This window comes from Pseudomonas sp. WS 5410 (genome assembly GCF_012985645.1).
In the GTDB taxonomy this organism is placed as follows: domain Bacteria; phylum Pseudomonadota; class Gammaproteobacteria; order Pseudomonadales; family Pseudomonadaceae; genus Aquipseudomonas; species Aquipseudomonas shahriarae.
On the sequence record NZ_JAAQWS010000009.1, the window covers coordinates 107,283 to 121,409 of the forward strand.

General features: G+C 60.8%; 16 protein-coding genes. 7 read left to right on the plus strand and 9 right to left on the minus strand.

The window, feature by feature from the left end; all coding sequences use genetic code 11:
- Positions 1-50: 50 nt before the first annotated feature.
- From HBO24_RS15195 to pdxH, 3 genes are all read left to right on the plus strand, one after another.
- Positions 51-1,196, plus strand: coding sequence for a serine hydrolase domain-containing protein (locus tag HBO24_RS15195; protein ID WP_057439926.1), 1,146 nt, complete (start codon positions 51-53; stop codon positions 1,194-1,196).
- Between the two features lie 139 nt (positions 1,197-1,335).
- Entirely contained in the window at positions 1,336-2,346 is a 1,011-nt protein-coding gene (locus HBO24_RS15200) for an OmpA family protein (RefSeq protein ID WP_057958717.1), read from the plus strand.
- Between the two features lie 27 nt (positions 2,347-2,373).
- On the plus strand, positions 2,374-3,021 hold the full coding sequence (pdxH, locus tag HBO24_RS15205; protein ID WP_057958718.1) for a pyridoxamine 5'-phosphate oxidase: 648 nt from the start codon (positions 2,374-2,376) through the stop codon (positions 3,019-3,021).
- 69 nt (positions 3,022-3,090) lie between these two features.
- Here the strand turns inward: pdxH and HBO24_RS15210 are convergent, their stop codons facing one another.
- On the minus strand, positions 3,091-3,336 hold the full coding sequence (locus HBO24_RS15210; protein WP_057439854.1) for a hypothetical protein: 246 nt from the start codon (positions 3,334-3,336) through the stop codon (positions 3,091-3,093).
- 157 nt (positions 3,337-3,493) lie between these two features.
- On the opposite strand from HBO24_RS15210, the gene HBO24_RS15215 reads away from it, so the two are divergent.
- Entirely contained in the window at positions 3,494-3,958 is a 465-nt protein-coding gene (locus HBO24_RS15215) for a glycine zipper 2TM domain-containing protein (RefSeq protein ID WP_029297142.1), read from the plus strand.
- A 525-nt stretch (positions 3,959-4,483) separates the two neighbouring features.
- On the opposite strand, the gene nhaA is transcribed toward HBO24_RS15215, so the two are convergent.
- Entirely contained in the window at positions 4,484-5,671 is a 1,188-nt protein-coding gene (nhaA, locus tag HBO24_RS15220; protein WP_057439852.1) for a Na+/H+ antiporter NhaA, read from the minus strand.
- A 216-nt stretch (positions 5,672-5,887) separates the two neighbouring features.
- Between nhaA and HBO24_RS15225 the strand changes: the two genes are divergently transcribed.
- The gene (locus HBO24_RS15225; RefSeq protein ID WP_057439850.1) at positions 5,888-6,982 is read left to right on the plus strand and encodes a PLP-dependent cysteine synthase family protein; all 1,095 of its coding nucleotides are present in this window, start codon (positions 5,888-5,890) and stop codon (positions 6,980-6,982) included.
- A gap of 67 nt (positions 6,983-7,049) precedes the next feature.
- On the opposite strand, the gene HBO24_RS15230 is transcribed toward HBO24_RS15225, so the two are convergent.
- Both HBO24_RS15230 and HBO24_RS15235 read right to left on the minus strand, forming a co-directional pair.
- Complete coding sequence (locus HBO24_RS15230) at positions 7,050-8,663, minus strand: NAD(P)/FAD-dependent oxidoreductase (RefSeq protein WP_057958721.1); 1,614 nt, start codon at positions 8,661-8,663, stop codon at positions 7,050-7,052.
- A gap of 106 nt (positions 8,664-8,769) precedes the next feature.
- Positions 8,770-9,441 (minus strand): hypothetical protein, encoded by a 672-nt coding sequence (locus HBO24_RS15235; RefSeq protein WP_057439848.1) that lies wholly within the window; start codon positions 9,439-9,441, stop codon positions 8,770-8,772.
- A gap of 170 nt (positions 9,442-9,611) precedes the next feature.
- Between HBO24_RS15235 and HBO24_RS15240 the strand changes: the two genes are divergently transcribed.
- Complete coding sequence (locus HBO24_RS15240; RefSeq protein WP_057439844.1) at positions 9,612-9,968, plus strand: hypothetical protein; 357 nt, start codon at positions 9,612-9,614, stop codon at positions 9,966-9,968.
- Here HBO24_RS15240 and HBO24_RS15245 read toward each other — a convergent pair whose 3' ends face one another.
- On the minus strand, positions 9,969-10,568 hold the full coding sequence (locus HBO24_RS15245; protein ID WP_057444376.1) for a short chain dehydrogenase: 600 nt from the start codon (positions 10,566-10,568) through the stop codon (positions 9,969-9,971).
- Positions 10,569-10,672: 104 nt separating this feature from the next.
- Between HBO24_RS15245 and HBO24_RS15250 the strand changes: the two genes are divergently transcribed.
- Positions 10,673-11,581, plus strand: coding sequence for a LysR family transcriptional regulator (locus HBO24_RS15250; RefSeq protein WP_057439842.1), 909 nt, complete (start codon positions 10,673-10,675; stop codon positions 11,579-11,581).
- Here HBO24_RS15250 and HBO24_RS15255 read toward each other — a convergent pair.
- Genes HBO24_RS15255 through HBO24_RS15270 form a run of 4 tightly spaced genes read right to left on the minus strand, consistent with a single transcriptional unit; the run spans position 11,578 to position 14,029 of the window.
- Positions 11,578-12,063 carry a DoxX family protein gene (locus HBO24_RS15255; protein WP_057439839.1) on the minus strand — a complete coding sequence of 162 codons (486 nt, stop codon included), beginning with the start codon at positions 12,061-12,063 and terminating at the stop codon, positions 11,578-11,580. The two genes, HBO24_RS15250 and HBO24_RS15255, sit on opposite strands and share 4 nt — an antisense overlap.
- Positions 12,060-12,824: a DUF2063 domain-containing protein gene (locus tag HBO24_RS15260; protein ID WP_057439838.1), complete on the minus strand. Its 765-nt coding sequence runs from the start codon at positions 12,822-12,824 to the stop codon at positions 12,060-12,062. The genes HBO24_RS15255 and HBO24_RS15260 overlap by 4 nt, the downstream gene beginning before the upstream one ends.
- Positions 12,821-13,702: a DUF692 domain-containing protein gene (locus tag HBO24_RS15265; RefSeq protein ID WP_170059947.1), complete on the minus strand. Its 882-nt coding sequence runs from the start codon at positions 13,700-13,702 to the stop codon at positions 12,821-12,823. Before HBO24_RS15265 ends, HBO24_RS15260 begins: the two co-directional genes overlap by 4 nt.
- A gap of 24 nt (positions 13,703-13,726) precedes the next feature.
- Positions 13,727-14,029 (minus strand): DUF2282 domain-containing protein, encoded by a 303-nt coding sequence (locus HBO24_RS15270; protein ID WP_057439836.1) that lies wholly within the window; start codon positions 14,027-14,029, stop codon positions 13,727-13,729.
- Positions 14,030-14,127: the final 98 nt, after the last annotated feature.

Genomic DNA, 14,127 nt, shown 5'->3' on the forward strand with positions numbered 1-14,127 from the left:
TGGAACAATGAGCGCCATTTAACGCAGGACTTTTCCGAGGGGGGATGCAGGTGCAGATTCAGGGTCATTACGAGCTTCAATTCGAAGCAGTGCGCGAAGCCTTCGCCGCGCTGTTTGACGACCCTCAGGAGCGTGGTGCGGCGCTGTGTGTACAGATTGGCGGGCAAACCGTCCTTGATCTGTGGGCCGGCACTGCCGACAAGGACGGTGCCGAGGCCTGGCACAGCGACACCATCGCCAACCTGTTCTCCTGCACCAAGACCTTCACCGCCGTCACCGCGCTGCAACTGGTAGCCGAGGGCAAATTGCAGTTGGACGCCCCGGTTGCCAACTACTGGCCGGAGTTCGCTGCGGCAGGTAAACACAACATCACCCTGCGCCAACTGCTTTGCCATAAGGCCGGGCTGCCCGCGTTGCGTGACATATTGCCTGCCGAGGCCCTGTATGACTGGCCCTTGATGACTGCCGCCCTGGCCGCCGAAACCCCCTGGTGGACACCCGGCGAAGGCCATGGCTACGCGGCCATCACTTATGGCTGGCTGGTCGGTGAACTGCTGCGCCGCGCCGATGGGCGTGGGCCGGGGGAGTCGATTGTGGCGCGGGTTGCCCGGCCACTGGGCCTGGACTTCCATGTCGGGTTGGCGGACGAGGAATTTTATCGTGTCGCCCACATTGCCCGGAGCAAGGGCAATATGGGGGATGCGGCAGCCCAACGGTTGTTACAGGTCACCCTGCGTGAGCCCGAAGCAATGACTACCCGGGCGTTTACCAATCCGCCTTCTATACTAACCAGCACTAACAAGCCTGAATGGCGCCGCATGCAGCAGCCTGCGGCAAATGGTCATGGCAATGCGCGCAGTTTGGCCGGGTTTTATAGTGGTTTGTTGGACGGAAGTTTGTTGGAAGCCGATATGCTTGAACAACTGACCCGCGAGCACAGTGTTGGGCCGGATAAAACCTTATTGACGCAAACCCGCTTTGGCCTGGGTTGCATGTTGGACCAGCCAGACGTGCCCAACGCGACGTTCGGCCTTGGCCCACGTGCATTTGGGCATCCTGGGGCCGGTGGATCCGTGGGCTTTGCCGATCCGGAACATGATGTAGCATTTGGTTTTGTGACCAATACACTGGGGCCGTATGTACTTATGGACCCGCGCGCACAAAAGTTGGTAAGAATATTGGCCGGTTGTCTGTAAATAGCTTGCTGTCTGGCGTTTTTTTGTTAAAAAGGCACCTACAAAAGACGCTGGAAAAGTATTGTTACTTTAAACTTCGTGAAGCGTCCGTTTAACGGGTCATTCAGACCCCTGTGTTTTCTCATTTTGTGGATATCTCATGTTATCGAACAAGTCCTTGGCTCTGGCGCTTTGCCTCACTATTACTGGCTGTGCACAAAACCCACAAAATGATGCGTCTGGCGAGCATTGGTGGTCATTCGGGTCCGACAAGGCGGCGGCCAAGGACGTTACCGCCAAGGCCGATGCCAAGGCGGCTGACGCCAAGGCTGATCTCAAGGCCGATCTGAAGGCGGCAACACCTGCTCCCGCTGCGGCGCCGGTAGTGGCCAAGGCTGAAAGCGACACCAAATGGTGGTGGCCGTTTGAAAGCAAGCCAAAACCCCTGAACAAAGTCGATGTGACCAACATCCCGATGCCAGACCCGAAAATCACCCAGGCCTGGTTGGATGACTACGAGCCACGCCTGCGCGCCGCGATCAAGGACAGCAACCTGCAACTGGAGCGTCGCGACAACGTACTGGTGGTGATTGCCCCGGTCGATGGTTCGTACAACCCGAAGCGCCCGGCGATGTTGTTGCCGGTGACCCTGGGTCCGTTTACCCGTGTCGCCAAGGCCGTTGAAAAGGATCCGAAGACTGCCGTGCTGGTCCTGGGCCACATCGACACCGTGCAGAACCAGGCCCTGACCAAGGAGCGTGCCCAGTCCATTGCTTCGATCTTCAGCCTCAGCGGCCTGAAGCAGGACCGCCTGATGTTGCGTGGCATGGGCGACCTGATGCCCCGCGCCGCCAACGACAGCACCCAGGGCCGCGCCCTGAACCGGCGCATGGAAATCATGTTCACCCAGCGCACCACCATGCTGGCACTGCTGAGCAAGTACAACTCGCCAAACCCGCCGAAGCCTGAACTGGTAGCGGTACAGGACGTCGTTGCTCCTGCGCCGGTGGCCAAGAAAGCCGTGGCCGCGAAGAAAACCCCGGCCAAGAAGACCGCCGCCAAGCCAGCCGCGAAAAAAGCCGCCGCCAAGCCGGCAGCCAAAAAACCGGTGGCCGCCAAGGCAGCGGCACCTGCGAAAAAAGTAGCGGCAAACGACCAGGCGAAAAACTGAGCAGTTGAGCGAGAAGGATAAAGCCCCATGAACCAGGCATTGGCGGATATGCGCCGTGACTACACGCGGGACGGTTTGAGCGAGGCCCAGGCCCCGGACGAGCCGTTTGCCTTGTTCCACCAGTGGTTCAGCGATGCGGTCAAGACCGAGCAAGCGCCGGTGGAGGCCAACGCGATGACCCTGGCGACCGTGGACCAGGAGGGCCGGCCTCACTGCCGAGTCCTGCTGCTCAAGGGCCTGGATGCCCAGGGTTTTACCTTCTTTACCAACTACCAGAGCGCCAAGGGTCAGCAAATGGCAGCCCGCCCGTTTGCTGCCATGACCTTCTTCTGGCCGACCCTGGAGCGCCAGGTGCGCATCGAGGGGCGGGTGGTCAAGGTCACGCCTGAGGAATCGGATGCCTACTATCAGGTGCGACCCCTGGGCAGCCGCATCGGTGCCTGGGCTTCCCCGCAAAGCCAGGTGATCCGTGATCGCCAGCAATTGCAGGACTTGCTCACGCTGACCGAACAGCGCTTCAGCGATACCCAGCCGGCGTGCCCGGAGCACTGGGGGGGGTATCGCCTGCTGCCGGAACGCATCGAGTTCTGGCAGGGCCGGGCGAGTCGCTTGCATGACCGCTTGAACTATCGCTTGCAGGGTACCGACTGGACCCGCGAGCGCCTGGCGCCCTGAGTGCGCCTTTAGACACCTGTAATCCATATGGGCGCTGTGGCCTGGAGTCAGGTGTTCCTGCCGAAGTCTCTACTCCGGGGCTTGTGGTGTGTATTGCCGTGCTGCGTCCTGCAGCCATTGTGGTAAATCCTTACGCTTGACCTTCTCTGCCTTGGCGCGGTCCAACTGTTGCAGCATAAAGTTGCGCTTGCGCTGATCGTCTCCAGCCAGGGACAGCGCCAGGTCGCGATCTACCCAGCGCTTGATCCGCCGGTAGAGCCACCAGTGGAAGTACAGGCCGGCGGCGGTGGTAGCTACAATGATGAAGTAGTCCATGAAATTCCTTGTCTGGGTGTAGGTGCTACCGTTTGTCGGGTTTTGCGGTACAGCCTGTCTGTACTGGGGCTGAATGAAAGCAATTTTCTCCGGGCCGTGCCGTGACAGGCGTCAAGCAGCGGAGTCTAATAAAGATATGTCCTTTGGAGTTGATGCTATGCGTAAGTCTGTTCTGCTGGTTGCCTGCTTTACCACCATGTCGTTGCTGCTGGGTGGCTGCGCCTCCAGTCTGACCGGCGACTCGTACTCCCGTGACGAAGCCCGTCGTGTGCAAAGCGTGCGCATGGGTACCATCGAATCCCTGCGTCCGGTCAAGATCGAAGGCACCAAGACCCCAATCGGCGGCGCAGCAGGCGCGGTCATCGGCGGTGTTGGCGGTAGCGCCATCGGTGGCGGTCGCGGCAGCATCGTGACTGCCGTTATCGGCGCCGTGGCGGGCGGCCTGCTGGGCTCGGCCACCGAAGAAGGCCTGACCCGTACCCAGGGCGTGGAAATCACCGTGCGCGAAGACGACGGCAGCATGCGCGCCTACGTCCAGGCGGTGCAGGAAAACGAAATCTTCCGCATCGGCGACCGGGTGCGCATCATGACTGTAGATGGGACCAGCCGCGTTACCCGCTAAGCGTCATACAGTAAAAGAAAAACCCCGACCGGGTGACTGGTCGGGGTTTTTTTCGGTTCGGCTAAGGATTTTCTTAATGTGATTTTTGATTTCGACCGGGCGCGTTAAACGTTGCAGGTAAGTTGGAAGTGATGAGCAGAGTCATCTATTGCTCTGCCGGCCAAGGTTTCTATAGCCGTTAGTTGAGCGGGGGCAGGTTGTAGACCTCCCAGCCATGTTGCTCGACTACAAACGCCTGGAGGTCAGTAACCTTATCGAAGGCTGCAATCAGATATCTCATGGTGCGAATCTTCTTTGTTCTTTTGGATTTTCGTAGAGAGGATTTGGCGAACACGCCCCCGACAGCAGGGGGCTGTCCTTGTTGTTGGCCATCCTGCCCACCTGGCCGTGACATCCGTTCTTGCAGGCGGGTGTGCGACGTTAGGGGAGGCGCAGGAGAAAGAAGGTAGGAAGGTGCTGTAAGCGAGGGGGGAAGAGGCTGAAACAGCGCATGGGGGCAAGACAGGCCTGCCCCCACATGACGTGTTAAGCGTTGACTGTCACCTGCTTACGACTGGCCATCGCCGTCACGGCATAACCAATCAATGCCGCGAGGATCGAGCCGGTGAGAATGCCCATCCGGTCCATCCCGGCGTATTCGCTACTGCCCGGCAAGAACGCCAGTGAGCCGACAAACAGGCTCATGGTGAAGCCGATGCCACACAGGATGGCGACACCCATGACCTGGCCCCAATTGGCGCCGGTCGGTAGGGCGGCCAGCCCGGTTTTCACGGCGAGCCAGGTCAGGCCAAACACACCGACCGTCTTGCCCACCAGCAAACCTGCCGCGATACCCATCGGCACGTGGTGGGTGAAGCTTTCCAGATTGACCCCGGCCAGCGACACGCCAGCGTTGGCAAAGGCGAACAGCGGCAGGATGCCGTATGCCACCCACGGGTGCAGGGCGTGTTCCAGGCCGAGCAGGGGCGAGGGCTCGGCGTTCTTGGTGCGCAGCGGAATGCAGAACGCCAGGGTGACGCCGGCCAGGGTGGCGTGAACACCGCTCTTGAGCACGCAGACCCACAGGATCAAGCCGATGATCAGGTACGGCCCGAGCTTGACCACGCCCAGGCGGTTCATGGCGATCAACGCGACAAGGCAGGCGCCGGCGCCCGCCAGCGACGCGCTGGACAGTTCGCCGGAGTAGAAAATCGCAATGACGATGATGGCGCCCAGGTCATCAATGATCGCCAGGGTCATCAGGAACAGCTTCAGCGACACCGGTACACGCTTGCCCAGCAGTGCCAGCACGCCCAGGGCAAAGGCGATATCGGTGGCCATCGGGATGGCCCAGCCGCCGAGTGCCGCCGGGTTATCCTTGTTCAAGGCCCAGTAGATCAGCGCCGGCACCACCATGCCGCCGATGGCCGCAGCCCCTGGCAGCACAACCTGGGAAGGCTTGGACAAATGGCCATCGAGCAGCTCGCGCTTGACCTCCAGGCCGATCAGCAGGAAGAACAGGGCCATCAGGCCGTCGTTGATCCACAGTAGCGATGGCTTGGCGATTTGCAGGGCGCCGATCTGTACGGCGACGGGCACTTCAAGAAAGCTGCTGTAGAACGACGACAGCGGCGAGTTGTTGATGATCAGGGCCAAGGCGGCTGCAGCGATCAGTAACAGACCGCTGGCCGCTTCGAGCTGGAAGAAACGGGTAAACGTGCTACGCAGAGGCAAGGGACGCTCTCCAATCAAGGTTCAATAGGGGCGTACCCTAACCCGTACTGTTAGTTGTTAAAACAAAAGTTATATTCTTTTTTGTTATATAAAAGTGCGGTGCTAGGGATTGGCTCAAAGCCTAGCAATTCTGTATCGAATTAAGTCATGACTGTATCTGTGTGCAGTGTAGGAAACACCCTAAGATCAAGCCTGAAAATTTAATGGAACTTGAGCATGAGCGACCACCGTCAGTGGGCCCGAGAGGCCATTCGTATTATTGAAGCGGACTTCCAGCGCAGCGCCGACACCCACCTGATCCCACTGGCATTGCCGGGCTTGCCGGGGATCGAATTGTATTTCAAGGATGAGTCCAGCCACCCCACCGGTAGCCTTAAGCACCGCTTGGCCCGCTCCTTGTTCTTATATGCGCTGTGCAACGGCTGGCTCAAGCCCGGCGCGCCGGTGATCGAGGCCTCCAGTGGCTCCACCGCGATTTCTGAAGCGTACTTCGCGCGCTTGCTGGGCCTGCCGTTTATTGCGGTGATGCCGGCCACCACGTCCCAGGAAAAAATTGCCCAGATCGCCTTCTATGGCGGCAAGAGCCACCTGGTGCAGGACCCCACGCAGATCTACGCCGAATCCGAGCGCCTGGCGCAGGAAAGCGGTGGGCACTTCATGGATCAGTTCACCTATGCCGAACGGGCTACCGACTGGCGGGCGAACAACAATATTGCCGAGTCGATCTTCCAGCAGTTGCGCTTCGAGCGGCATCCAGAGCCGAGCTGGCTGATTTCCAGCCCGGGTACCGGCGGTACCACGGCGACTCTGGGGCGCTATGTGCGTTACCGCCAGCATTGCACCCGAGTGTTGTGTGCCGACGCCGAGCGTTCGGTGTTCTTCGATTATTACCAGAGCGGTGATGCCAGCTTGCGCCTGGACTGCGGCTCACGGATCGAAGGCATTGGTCGGCCACGGGTGGAAGCGTCGTTCCTGCCCAAGGTGATTGATGCAATGGTCAAGGTGCCGGATGCCTTGTCGCTGGCCGCCATGCATTACCTGGCGCAGCGCTTGGGACGGCGGGTCGGGGGATCCAGCGGCACCAACCTGATCGGCGCGTTGATTGCTGCGCAGCAGATGCAGGCGGCGGGGGAGTCGGGGTCTATCGTGGCGATTCTGTGTGACGGTGGCGAGCGTTATGCCACGACCTACTATGACGATGCGTGGCTGGTTGGGCAGGGGTATGCGCTGGAAGAGTTGATCGACGCGGTTGCCGCCAGTGTCGAGCGTGGCGAGCCGTTGCCGGACAGCGTATTGCGCGCCAATATCTAAACTGCCTGGCGCATGACGATCACTGTGGGAGGCGGGCTTGCCCGCTCCCACAATGGAGCGCGTTTACTCAGGCTTCGATCCCGAGGATGTTGCGCGCCACGGCTTCGGCAATCCGAATCCCATCAACGCCTGCCGACAGGATCCCGCCGGCATAACCTGCGCCTTCACCCGCCGGGAACAGACCTTTCACATTCAAGCTCTGCATCGACGCGTCGCGGGTGATCCGCAGTGGCGACGAAGTGCGGGTTTCGATCCCGGTCAGGACTGCGTCATGCAGCGAGTAGCCCTTGATCTGCTTCTCAAAGGCCGGCAACGCTTCGCGGATGGCCTCGATGGCGAAGTCTGGCAAGGCCAGGGCCAAGTCGCCGAGGGCAACGCCTGGCTTGTAGGAAGGTTCCACGCTACCAATAGCGGTGGACGGCTTGCCGGCGATGAAATCACCCACCAGTTGCGCCGGTGCTTCGTAGTTGCTGCCGCCGAGGATGAACGCATGGGATTCCAGGCGCTCCTGTAACTCGATCCCGGCCAGCGGGCCGCCCGGATAGTCCACTTCCGGGGTGATACCGACCACGATCCCGGAGTTGGCATTGCGCTCGTTACGCGAGTACTGGCTCATGCCGTTGGTCACGACCCGATTTGGCTCGGAAGTGGCCGCCACCACCGTACCGCCCGGGCACATGCAGAAGCTGTACACCGAACGGCCGTTCTTGGCATGGTGCACCAGCTTGTAGTCGGCCGCCCCCAGTTTTGGGTGCCCGGCATACTTGCCCAGGCGCGCGGCGTCAATCAGCGACTGCGGGTGTTCGATACGGAAACCCACCGAAAACGGCTTGGCTTCCATGTATACGCCACGGCCGTGGAGCATGCGGAAGGTGTCGCGGGCACTGTGGCCGAGGGCGAGGATCACGTGCCTGGAGAGGATCTGCTCGCCACCATCGACGACCACACCATTTAACTGGCCGTCCTCGATCAGCACGTCGGTGACCCGCTGTTCGAAACGCACCTCACCGCCCAGGGCGATGATCTGCTGGCGCATGTTTTCCACCACGCCGGTCAGGCGGAAGGTGCCGATATGCGGTTTGCTGACGTAGAGGATTTCGTCTGGCGCGCCGGCCTTGACGAACTCGTGCAGCACCTTGCGCCCGTGGAACTTCGGATCCTTGATCTGACTGTAGAGCTTGCCGTCGGAAAAGGTCCCGGCGCCGCCCTCGCCGAACTGCACGTTGGACTCGGGGTTGAGTACGCTTTTGCGCCACAGGCCCCAGGTGTCCTTGGTGCGCTGGCGCACTTCGCGGCCACGCTCGAGGATGATCGGCTTGAAACCCATCTGCGCCAGCAACAGCCCGGCAAAAATCCCGCAAGGACCGAAACCGACCACAATCGGTCGCTCGCTCAGGTCGGCCGGCGCCTGGCCGACTACCTTGTAGCTGACATCCGGTGCAGCGTTGATATTGCGGTCGTCGGCGAACTTGAGCAGCAGGGCGGCTTCGCCCTTGACCTCAAGGTCGACGGTGTAGATGAAGCACAGCTCCGATGATTTCTTGCGCGCATCGTAGCTGCGTTTGAACAGGGTGAAATCGAGCAGATCATCACTGGCGATGCCCAGGCGCTGCACAATCGCAGGCCGCAGGTCTTCTTCGGGATGGTCGATGGGCAGCTTGAGTTCGGTGATTCGTAGCATGACAGGATCCGGTATGCGGCGTTTGGTAGGGCCGGCGGTTTTGCAAACCGGCGATTATAAGCCCCAACGGCGGTTTCCCGTCATGCTAAAACAGCGCAGGGCCGAATCAGTCGTCTCGCGAGCCGCCAAACGCCGCGCAGCCACGCTGCACCTGGCCGTTGATCCGAAGTTCGGCGCTCATGTGCTGCAGGCTGCCGCTGACGCTGTCGATGCAGCGCTGGGGCGCGACCCACAGTTCGATGTTCTGGCCGTTGGCTTCGGTGGTGAGGTTGAAACGGCCATCGCCCAGTTGCTCTTCCACATAAGGTACCGGCAGCGGTGGCTGGCCCTCGCGCTGCAGGACCATGCCCTTGTTGGTGACATTCAGCGCCCACGCGGGTTTGTGGCCGTTGGCGCGCAGGATCATGCGCTTGAAGTCCGGGTCGTCACAGGCCGAGGTCGAGCGTTCGACGCGGTACAACTGCTGCAGCTCCACCTGGCCCTGGGTGCCGCTGGCGACCCCGGAGAACTTGCCGCGCAAGTCGGCAAACAAGGCCCCTTGCTGGCCGGCCAGGGACGCCGCTTCCTGGAGGATGCTGGTGCCGCCGGTATCGTTGACCACGTAGTTGCGCTGGTCATGGCAGGGCTGGAACAGCAGTTTGTCGCCGATGGCGGTCAACTCGCCCTGCATGCGGGTCAGGCCCGCCGTGGACGGCTTGGCCGGGTCGCGCTCAAACACCTGGCAGGCGGTGAACAGGGGCAGTAGGGCAAACAGAGCAAGGATACGGGCGGCACGCATTATCGGGTCTCCTGACAAGTGCCGCCACGTTACGCAGGCTGGCGCTGCATCACAAGTCGGTGATGGGCGAATAGGTTGCAGCATTTTAACGGAGCCTGAAATTAAGCCTTTTCCCGTGGATGTTACGGAAGCCTTATGCCAAGTTTAAGTTTTTCGAAAGGCGCATTCATATGAACATTCGATGGGCCCTTTTCGCCCTGGCCTGCGTGGCACCCCTGGCCTGGGCCGAGGTGCCGGCCAAGCTGTTCTATACCTCACAGACCGACTTCACCGATATCACCTTGACCCTGAAAAAAGCCCAAGCCCTCCACCCCGAGTTTATCGAGGTTGATGTGACGCTGACACCGCAGGCCCAGGAGCGCACGAAGGCGCTGTCCCAGGCGGCCATGCATAAACAGATGGCCCTGTACCTCAATGGCCGGCAGCTCAATACGGCGACGGTCCAGGGTGTGCTCGACGGTCCGAGCCTGAGGTTCTCCATCCCCCGCGATCAGTTGTTGGAGATGATGCCGTCGCTGATCAAGTGATCAGCCGACGATGTAAGTCTGCCCGGTCTGTAAGCCTTCCACACTCTTGGCGTAGGCCAAAGCTACATCTGCCGCAGGCACCGGCTTGAAGCCCCGGAAATAAGGCGCATAGCTGCCCATGGCCTCCAGCAGTACGTTGGGGCTGACCGAGTTGATCCGCAGGCCCCGTGGCAGTTCAATTGCCGCCGCTTTGACGAAAGCATCAATGGCGCCATTGACCAGCGCCGCCGAGGTGCCGGTGCGGATCGGGTCGCGGTTGAGGATGCCGCTGGTGAAGGTGAAGGACGCACCGTCGTTGGCAAATTCGCGGCCGATCAGCAGCAGGTTGACCTGGCCCATCAGTTTGTCTTGCAGGCCGAGGTCGAAGTGGCTGGCGTCCATTTCGCCCAGGGGCACAAAGTTGACGCTGCCGGCGGCGCACACCAGGGCGTCGAACTTGCCGGTTTGTGCAAACAGTCGGCGGATCGAAGCGCTGTCGCTGATATCGACGTGAAAGTCGCCGCTCGTGCGACCAATGCTGATCACTTCATGGCGCTGGGACAGTTCGGCCTTGACCGCTGAGCCCACCGTGCCGCTGGCGCCAATCAACAGGATTTTCATGTGTCGTTCCTCTAGAGGTTCAGGTGAGCCTTGAGTCTAGAGTGGTTTTTTCTGCGGATAAGCGCACTAATAGGCAACCTTTGGTTTTCAAATGGAAACAATCCATGAGCGAGATGGATGATCTGGCGGCGTTTGCGGTGTTGATCGAAGCCGGCAGTTTTACCCTGGCCGCCCAGCAACTGGGGTGCAGCAAGGGCCAGTTGTCCAAGCGCATCAGCCAGTTGGAGGCGCAGTTTTCGGTGGTGTTGCTGCATCGCACCACCCGCCGTTTAAGCCTCACTGCCGCCGGCGCGGCGCTGTTACCCCAGGCCCAGGCATTGGTAATCCAGGTCGACCGCGCGCGTCAGGCATTGGCGCGGCTCAAGGACGATGTGGCAGGGCCGGTGCGTATGACCGTTCCGGTTTCCCTGGGTGAAACCTTCTTCGATGGTCTGTTGCTGGAGTTTTCCCGGCAGTACCCGCAAGTACAGATCGAGCTGGATCTGAACAACAATTATCGTGACCTGGCGCGGGACGGTTTTGATCTGGCAGTACGCTCGGCGGTGGCCAACGATGAAAGGCTGGTCGCCAGGCCGCTGTTGGCCTGGCATGAAATGACCTGCGCCAGCCCGGCCTATCTGGAGCAACACGGGGAACCGCTGACACCGGCGGAGCTGGTCGGCCACCGTTGCTTGCTCAACAGCCACTACAGTGGTCGCGAAGAGTGGCTGTATCACCAGCAACACGAATTGCTGCGGGTCCGGGTGGATGGCACGTTTGCCTCCAACCACTACAACCTGCTGAAAAAGGCTGCGTTGGTGGGTGCCGGCATCGCACGGCTGCCCTCCTATCTGTTGCAGATGGAATTGGCTGACGGCCGGCTGCGTTGGCTCCTGCGTGATTATCAGACTCGTAGCCAGCCGATGTACCTGGTCCACCCCTATCAGGGCGGGTTGCCACGCCGTACCCAAGTACTGGCCGATTACCTGGTGGGCTGGTTCAAACGCAATGGCGAGGCACTGGACCGGCTTTAGCGCCAGCGCCGGGCAATCCAGTGATCTATGGACACCCGTCCTGGCCCCTTGGCCATCAACAGCAGCAGCAAGGCGATCCAGGTGCCGTGGGTCGGGTAGGCGTCGGGGTAGACAAACAACTGGATCACCAGGGTCATACCCAACAAGGCCAGGGCCGAAAAGCGCGTGGCCAGCCCCAGCAGAATCAGGACCGGGAAAAAATGCTCGGCGAACGTAGCCAGGTACGCCGCCACTTCTGCGGGCACAAACGGTACGTGGTATTCACTTTTAAACAACGGCACGGTGGAGTTGGCCAACTGCGGCACACCCAGTTCGAAGGTGCCGTCTATCAGGTCGACGGCAAAGCCCTGGACCTTGGTCTGGCCGGACTTCCAGAACACCGCCGCCATGGAAAAGCGTGCAATAAGGGCGATCAGGCTGTAGGGGATGTTCCCGAAGGTTTGGGTGGCGCGTGCAATCAGGCGCGTAGCGGCAGTGTTCATGGTTGTACCTTGATATGGGTGATGGCGCGGTGGTTGATCAGCAGTCCCAGGCAGTGGTGCAGGTCAAATTCGCTCGCTGCGTCGAGGGCGTACGCCACCGCCATTTCCAGGGGCCAATCGTTGGCCAGGCTGTTGATAAACGTCACGCAGCCGCTGTCGATGCCGAATACCTCGACCTCCAGGCCGTTGCGCAGGATCAACGCGCTTTGCTCCTGCCAGGGGTTGAGGCTGGCGACGGTGTCGGTGGTTTGATGCGCGGCCCATAACGCCACCACGGCATAGTTCGACTGCAGGGTGCTGACGCTGGGGTGCAGGTGCAGGCGTACGTTGCCCAGGCTGGGCAACTGTTGCAGTTGGTCGATGACGGCCTGGGGCTCGGCGACGGGTGTGTCGGCGGCGTGATAGGCGTTGATCCGCAAGTGCTCCAGTCGCGCGACGTCCGCCAGGTAAGGCACGCTGGCGGCGGGGGCGAAGCCCTGGATAAAGGCGGCAAGGTCGCTGCCGTACTCGTTGAGCAGTGGGCTGGTGGGTGGATAGGCCTGGACATACAACCCGGCCATGGCGCGGAAAAAACCATCGCCCACCAGTTGCCGGGTTACTGGGTAACTGTCGGCCAGGGCGCTGATTAACGAACTGTGGACGTTGTTGCGATACACCGCAAAACGGCTGGCGGGATCGGCGCCGTTGTGGCTGAACAAACCCTCCGGACATGGCTGGCCCGGCGCCAACAGGGCCTTTGCAAATTGTTCGAGCACATTCATGGGCGCACCGCCGCAGCCAGCAAGTGGCGCTCGGCTTGCCGGGCTTCGGCGTGCAATACGCTGAAGGCCGGTACATCGTTGTCGCGCTCGATCAGCGTCGCAACCGGCCCGGTGCGTTGCAAGGCCTGCTGATACAACTGCCAGACGGCGTTGTCGATGGGCGCGCCGTGATCATCAATCAGCAGGCGATCACCAAGGCTGTCGCTGTCTTCGGCAAAGCCTGCCAGATGAATCTCGCCCACCGCGTGCAAAGGCAACGCATCGAGGTAGGCCAACGGATCCTGCTGATGATTGATGCAGGACACATACACATTGTTTACGTCCAGCAACAAGCCGCAGCCGGTGCGCCGGATGACCTCGCGGATAAAGTCGGTTTCATCCAGGGTGGAGCGTTGGAACTGCAGGTAGGTCGACGGATTCTCCAGCAACATGGGCCGCTTGAGGGTGGTTTGTACCTGGTCCACGTGTTCGCACACTCGCTTGAGAGTTGCGTCGTCATAGGCCAGGGGCAGCAGATCGTTGAGAAACACCGGGCCGTGGCTGGACCAGGCCAGGTGTTCGGAAAAGGATTGGGGTTGATAGCGCTCGATCAGTACCGCCAGGCGCGCCAGGTGAGCCTGGCTCAGCGGGCCTTCGCCGCCGATGGACAGGCCGACGCCATGCAGCGACAGCGGATACTGCTCGCGGATCAAGCCCAGGTAGTGATGAAAAGGCCCGCCGGCCACCATGTAGTTTTCGGCGTGGACTTCAAAAAAACCAATATCGGGCAGGGTGGCGAGCACTGTATGCCAGTGTTCGCTCTTGAGCCCCAGCCCGGCCCGGCGCGCAAGGCCGGGTGCCTGAGCCTGGGCGACATCAGGCAGGGATGAAAGCGTCATCGTCAGTACTCAGGCAGGGGTGATTCAGGACTTGGCCTTGAAGGCTTCCAGTTGGCCAAAACCTGTCGGCGAGGTTTGGCTTTCCATCTTCACGCAGGTGCCTTCAGGGACCAGGTTCCAGGCGTTGGCCTGGTAGTCGGTTTTCGAGGTGCCCGCACAGGTAGTGCCGGGGCCTGCGGCGCAGTCATTCTTGCCTTTGAGGGCGACGCCGAAGCATTTTTCCATCTTCGCGTCGTCGGCATGGGCGACAGTGGTCAGGGTGCTCAGGCTCAAGGCCGACCCCAGGGCGAGGACGAGGGTGGCGGCGGACAGCGAACGGGTGGTCATGGTGTTTCTCCAGCAGTGAGGTGGGTAAGCAAGCGTTTGTGCTTGCATACCCCACTAGAGAAAGGGGGGAGGGGATCGTTACAGGTGGTTCGAAGAAA

What these genes read in the sequence shown, in the direction of transcription:
- HBO24_RS15255 (WP_057439839.1), bottom strand. Translation starts at nt 12,063, where the DNA reads ATGAACACTGCCGCTACGCGCCTGATTGCACGCGCCACCCAAACCTTC.
- HBO24_RS15210 (WP_057439854.1), bottom strand. Translation starts at nt 3,336, where the DNA reads ATGGACTACTTCATCATTGTAGCTACCACCGCCGCCGGCCTGTACTTC.
- HBO24_RS15200 (WP_057958717.1), top strand. Translation starts at nt 1,336, where the DNA reads ATGTTATCGAACAAGTCCTTGGCTCTGGCGCTTTGCCTCACTATTACT.
- HBO24_RS15245 (WP_057444376.1), bottom strand. Translation starts at nt 10,568, where the DNA reads ATGAAAATCCTGTTGATTGGCGCCAGCGGCACGGTGGGCTCAGCGGTC.
- HBO24_RS15235 (WP_057439848.1), bottom strand. Translation starts at nt 9,441, where the DNA reads ATGCGTGCCGCCCGTATCCTTGCTCTGTTTGCCCTACTGCCCCTGTTC.
- HBO24_RS15250 (WP_057439842.1), top strand. Translation starts at nt 10,673, where the DNA reads ATGAGCGAGATGGATGATCTGGCGGCGTTTGCGGTGTTGATCGAAGCC.
- HBO24_RS15225 (WP_057439850.1), top strand. Translation starts at nt 5,888, where the DNA reads ATGAGCGACCACCGTCAGTGGGCCCGAGAGGCCATTCGTATTATTGAA.
- pdxH (WP_057958718.1), top strand. Translation starts at nt 2,374, where the DNA reads ATGAACCAGGCATTGGCGGATATGCGCCGTGACTACACGCGGGACGGT.
- HBO24_RS15270 (WP_057439836.1), bottom strand. Translation starts at nt 14,029, where the DNA reads ATGACCACCCGTTCGCTGTCCGCCGCCACCCTCGTCCTCGCCCTGGGG.
- HBO24_RS15260 (WP_057439838.1), bottom strand. Translation starts at nt 12,824, where the DNA reads ATGAATGTGCTCGAACAATTTGCAAAGGCCCTGTTGGCGCCGGGCCAG.
- HBO24_RS15265 (WP_170059947.1), bottom strand. Translation starts at nt 13,702, where the DNA reads ATGACGCTTTCATCCCTGCCTGATGTCGCCCAGGCTCAGGCACCCGGC.
- HBO24_RS15215 (WP_029297142.1), top strand. Translation starts at nt 3,494, where the DNA reads ATGCGTAAGTCTGTTCTGCTGGTTGCCTGCTTTACCACCATGTCGTTG.
- HBO24_RS15230 (WP_057958721.1), bottom strand. Translation starts at nt 8,663, where the DNA reads ATGCTACGAATCACCGAACTCAAGCTGCCCATCGACCATCCCGAAGAA.
- HBO24_RS15240 (WP_057439844.1), top strand. Translation starts at nt 9,612, where the DNA reads ATGAACATTCGATGGGCCCTTTTCGCCCTGGCCTGCGTGGCACCCCTG.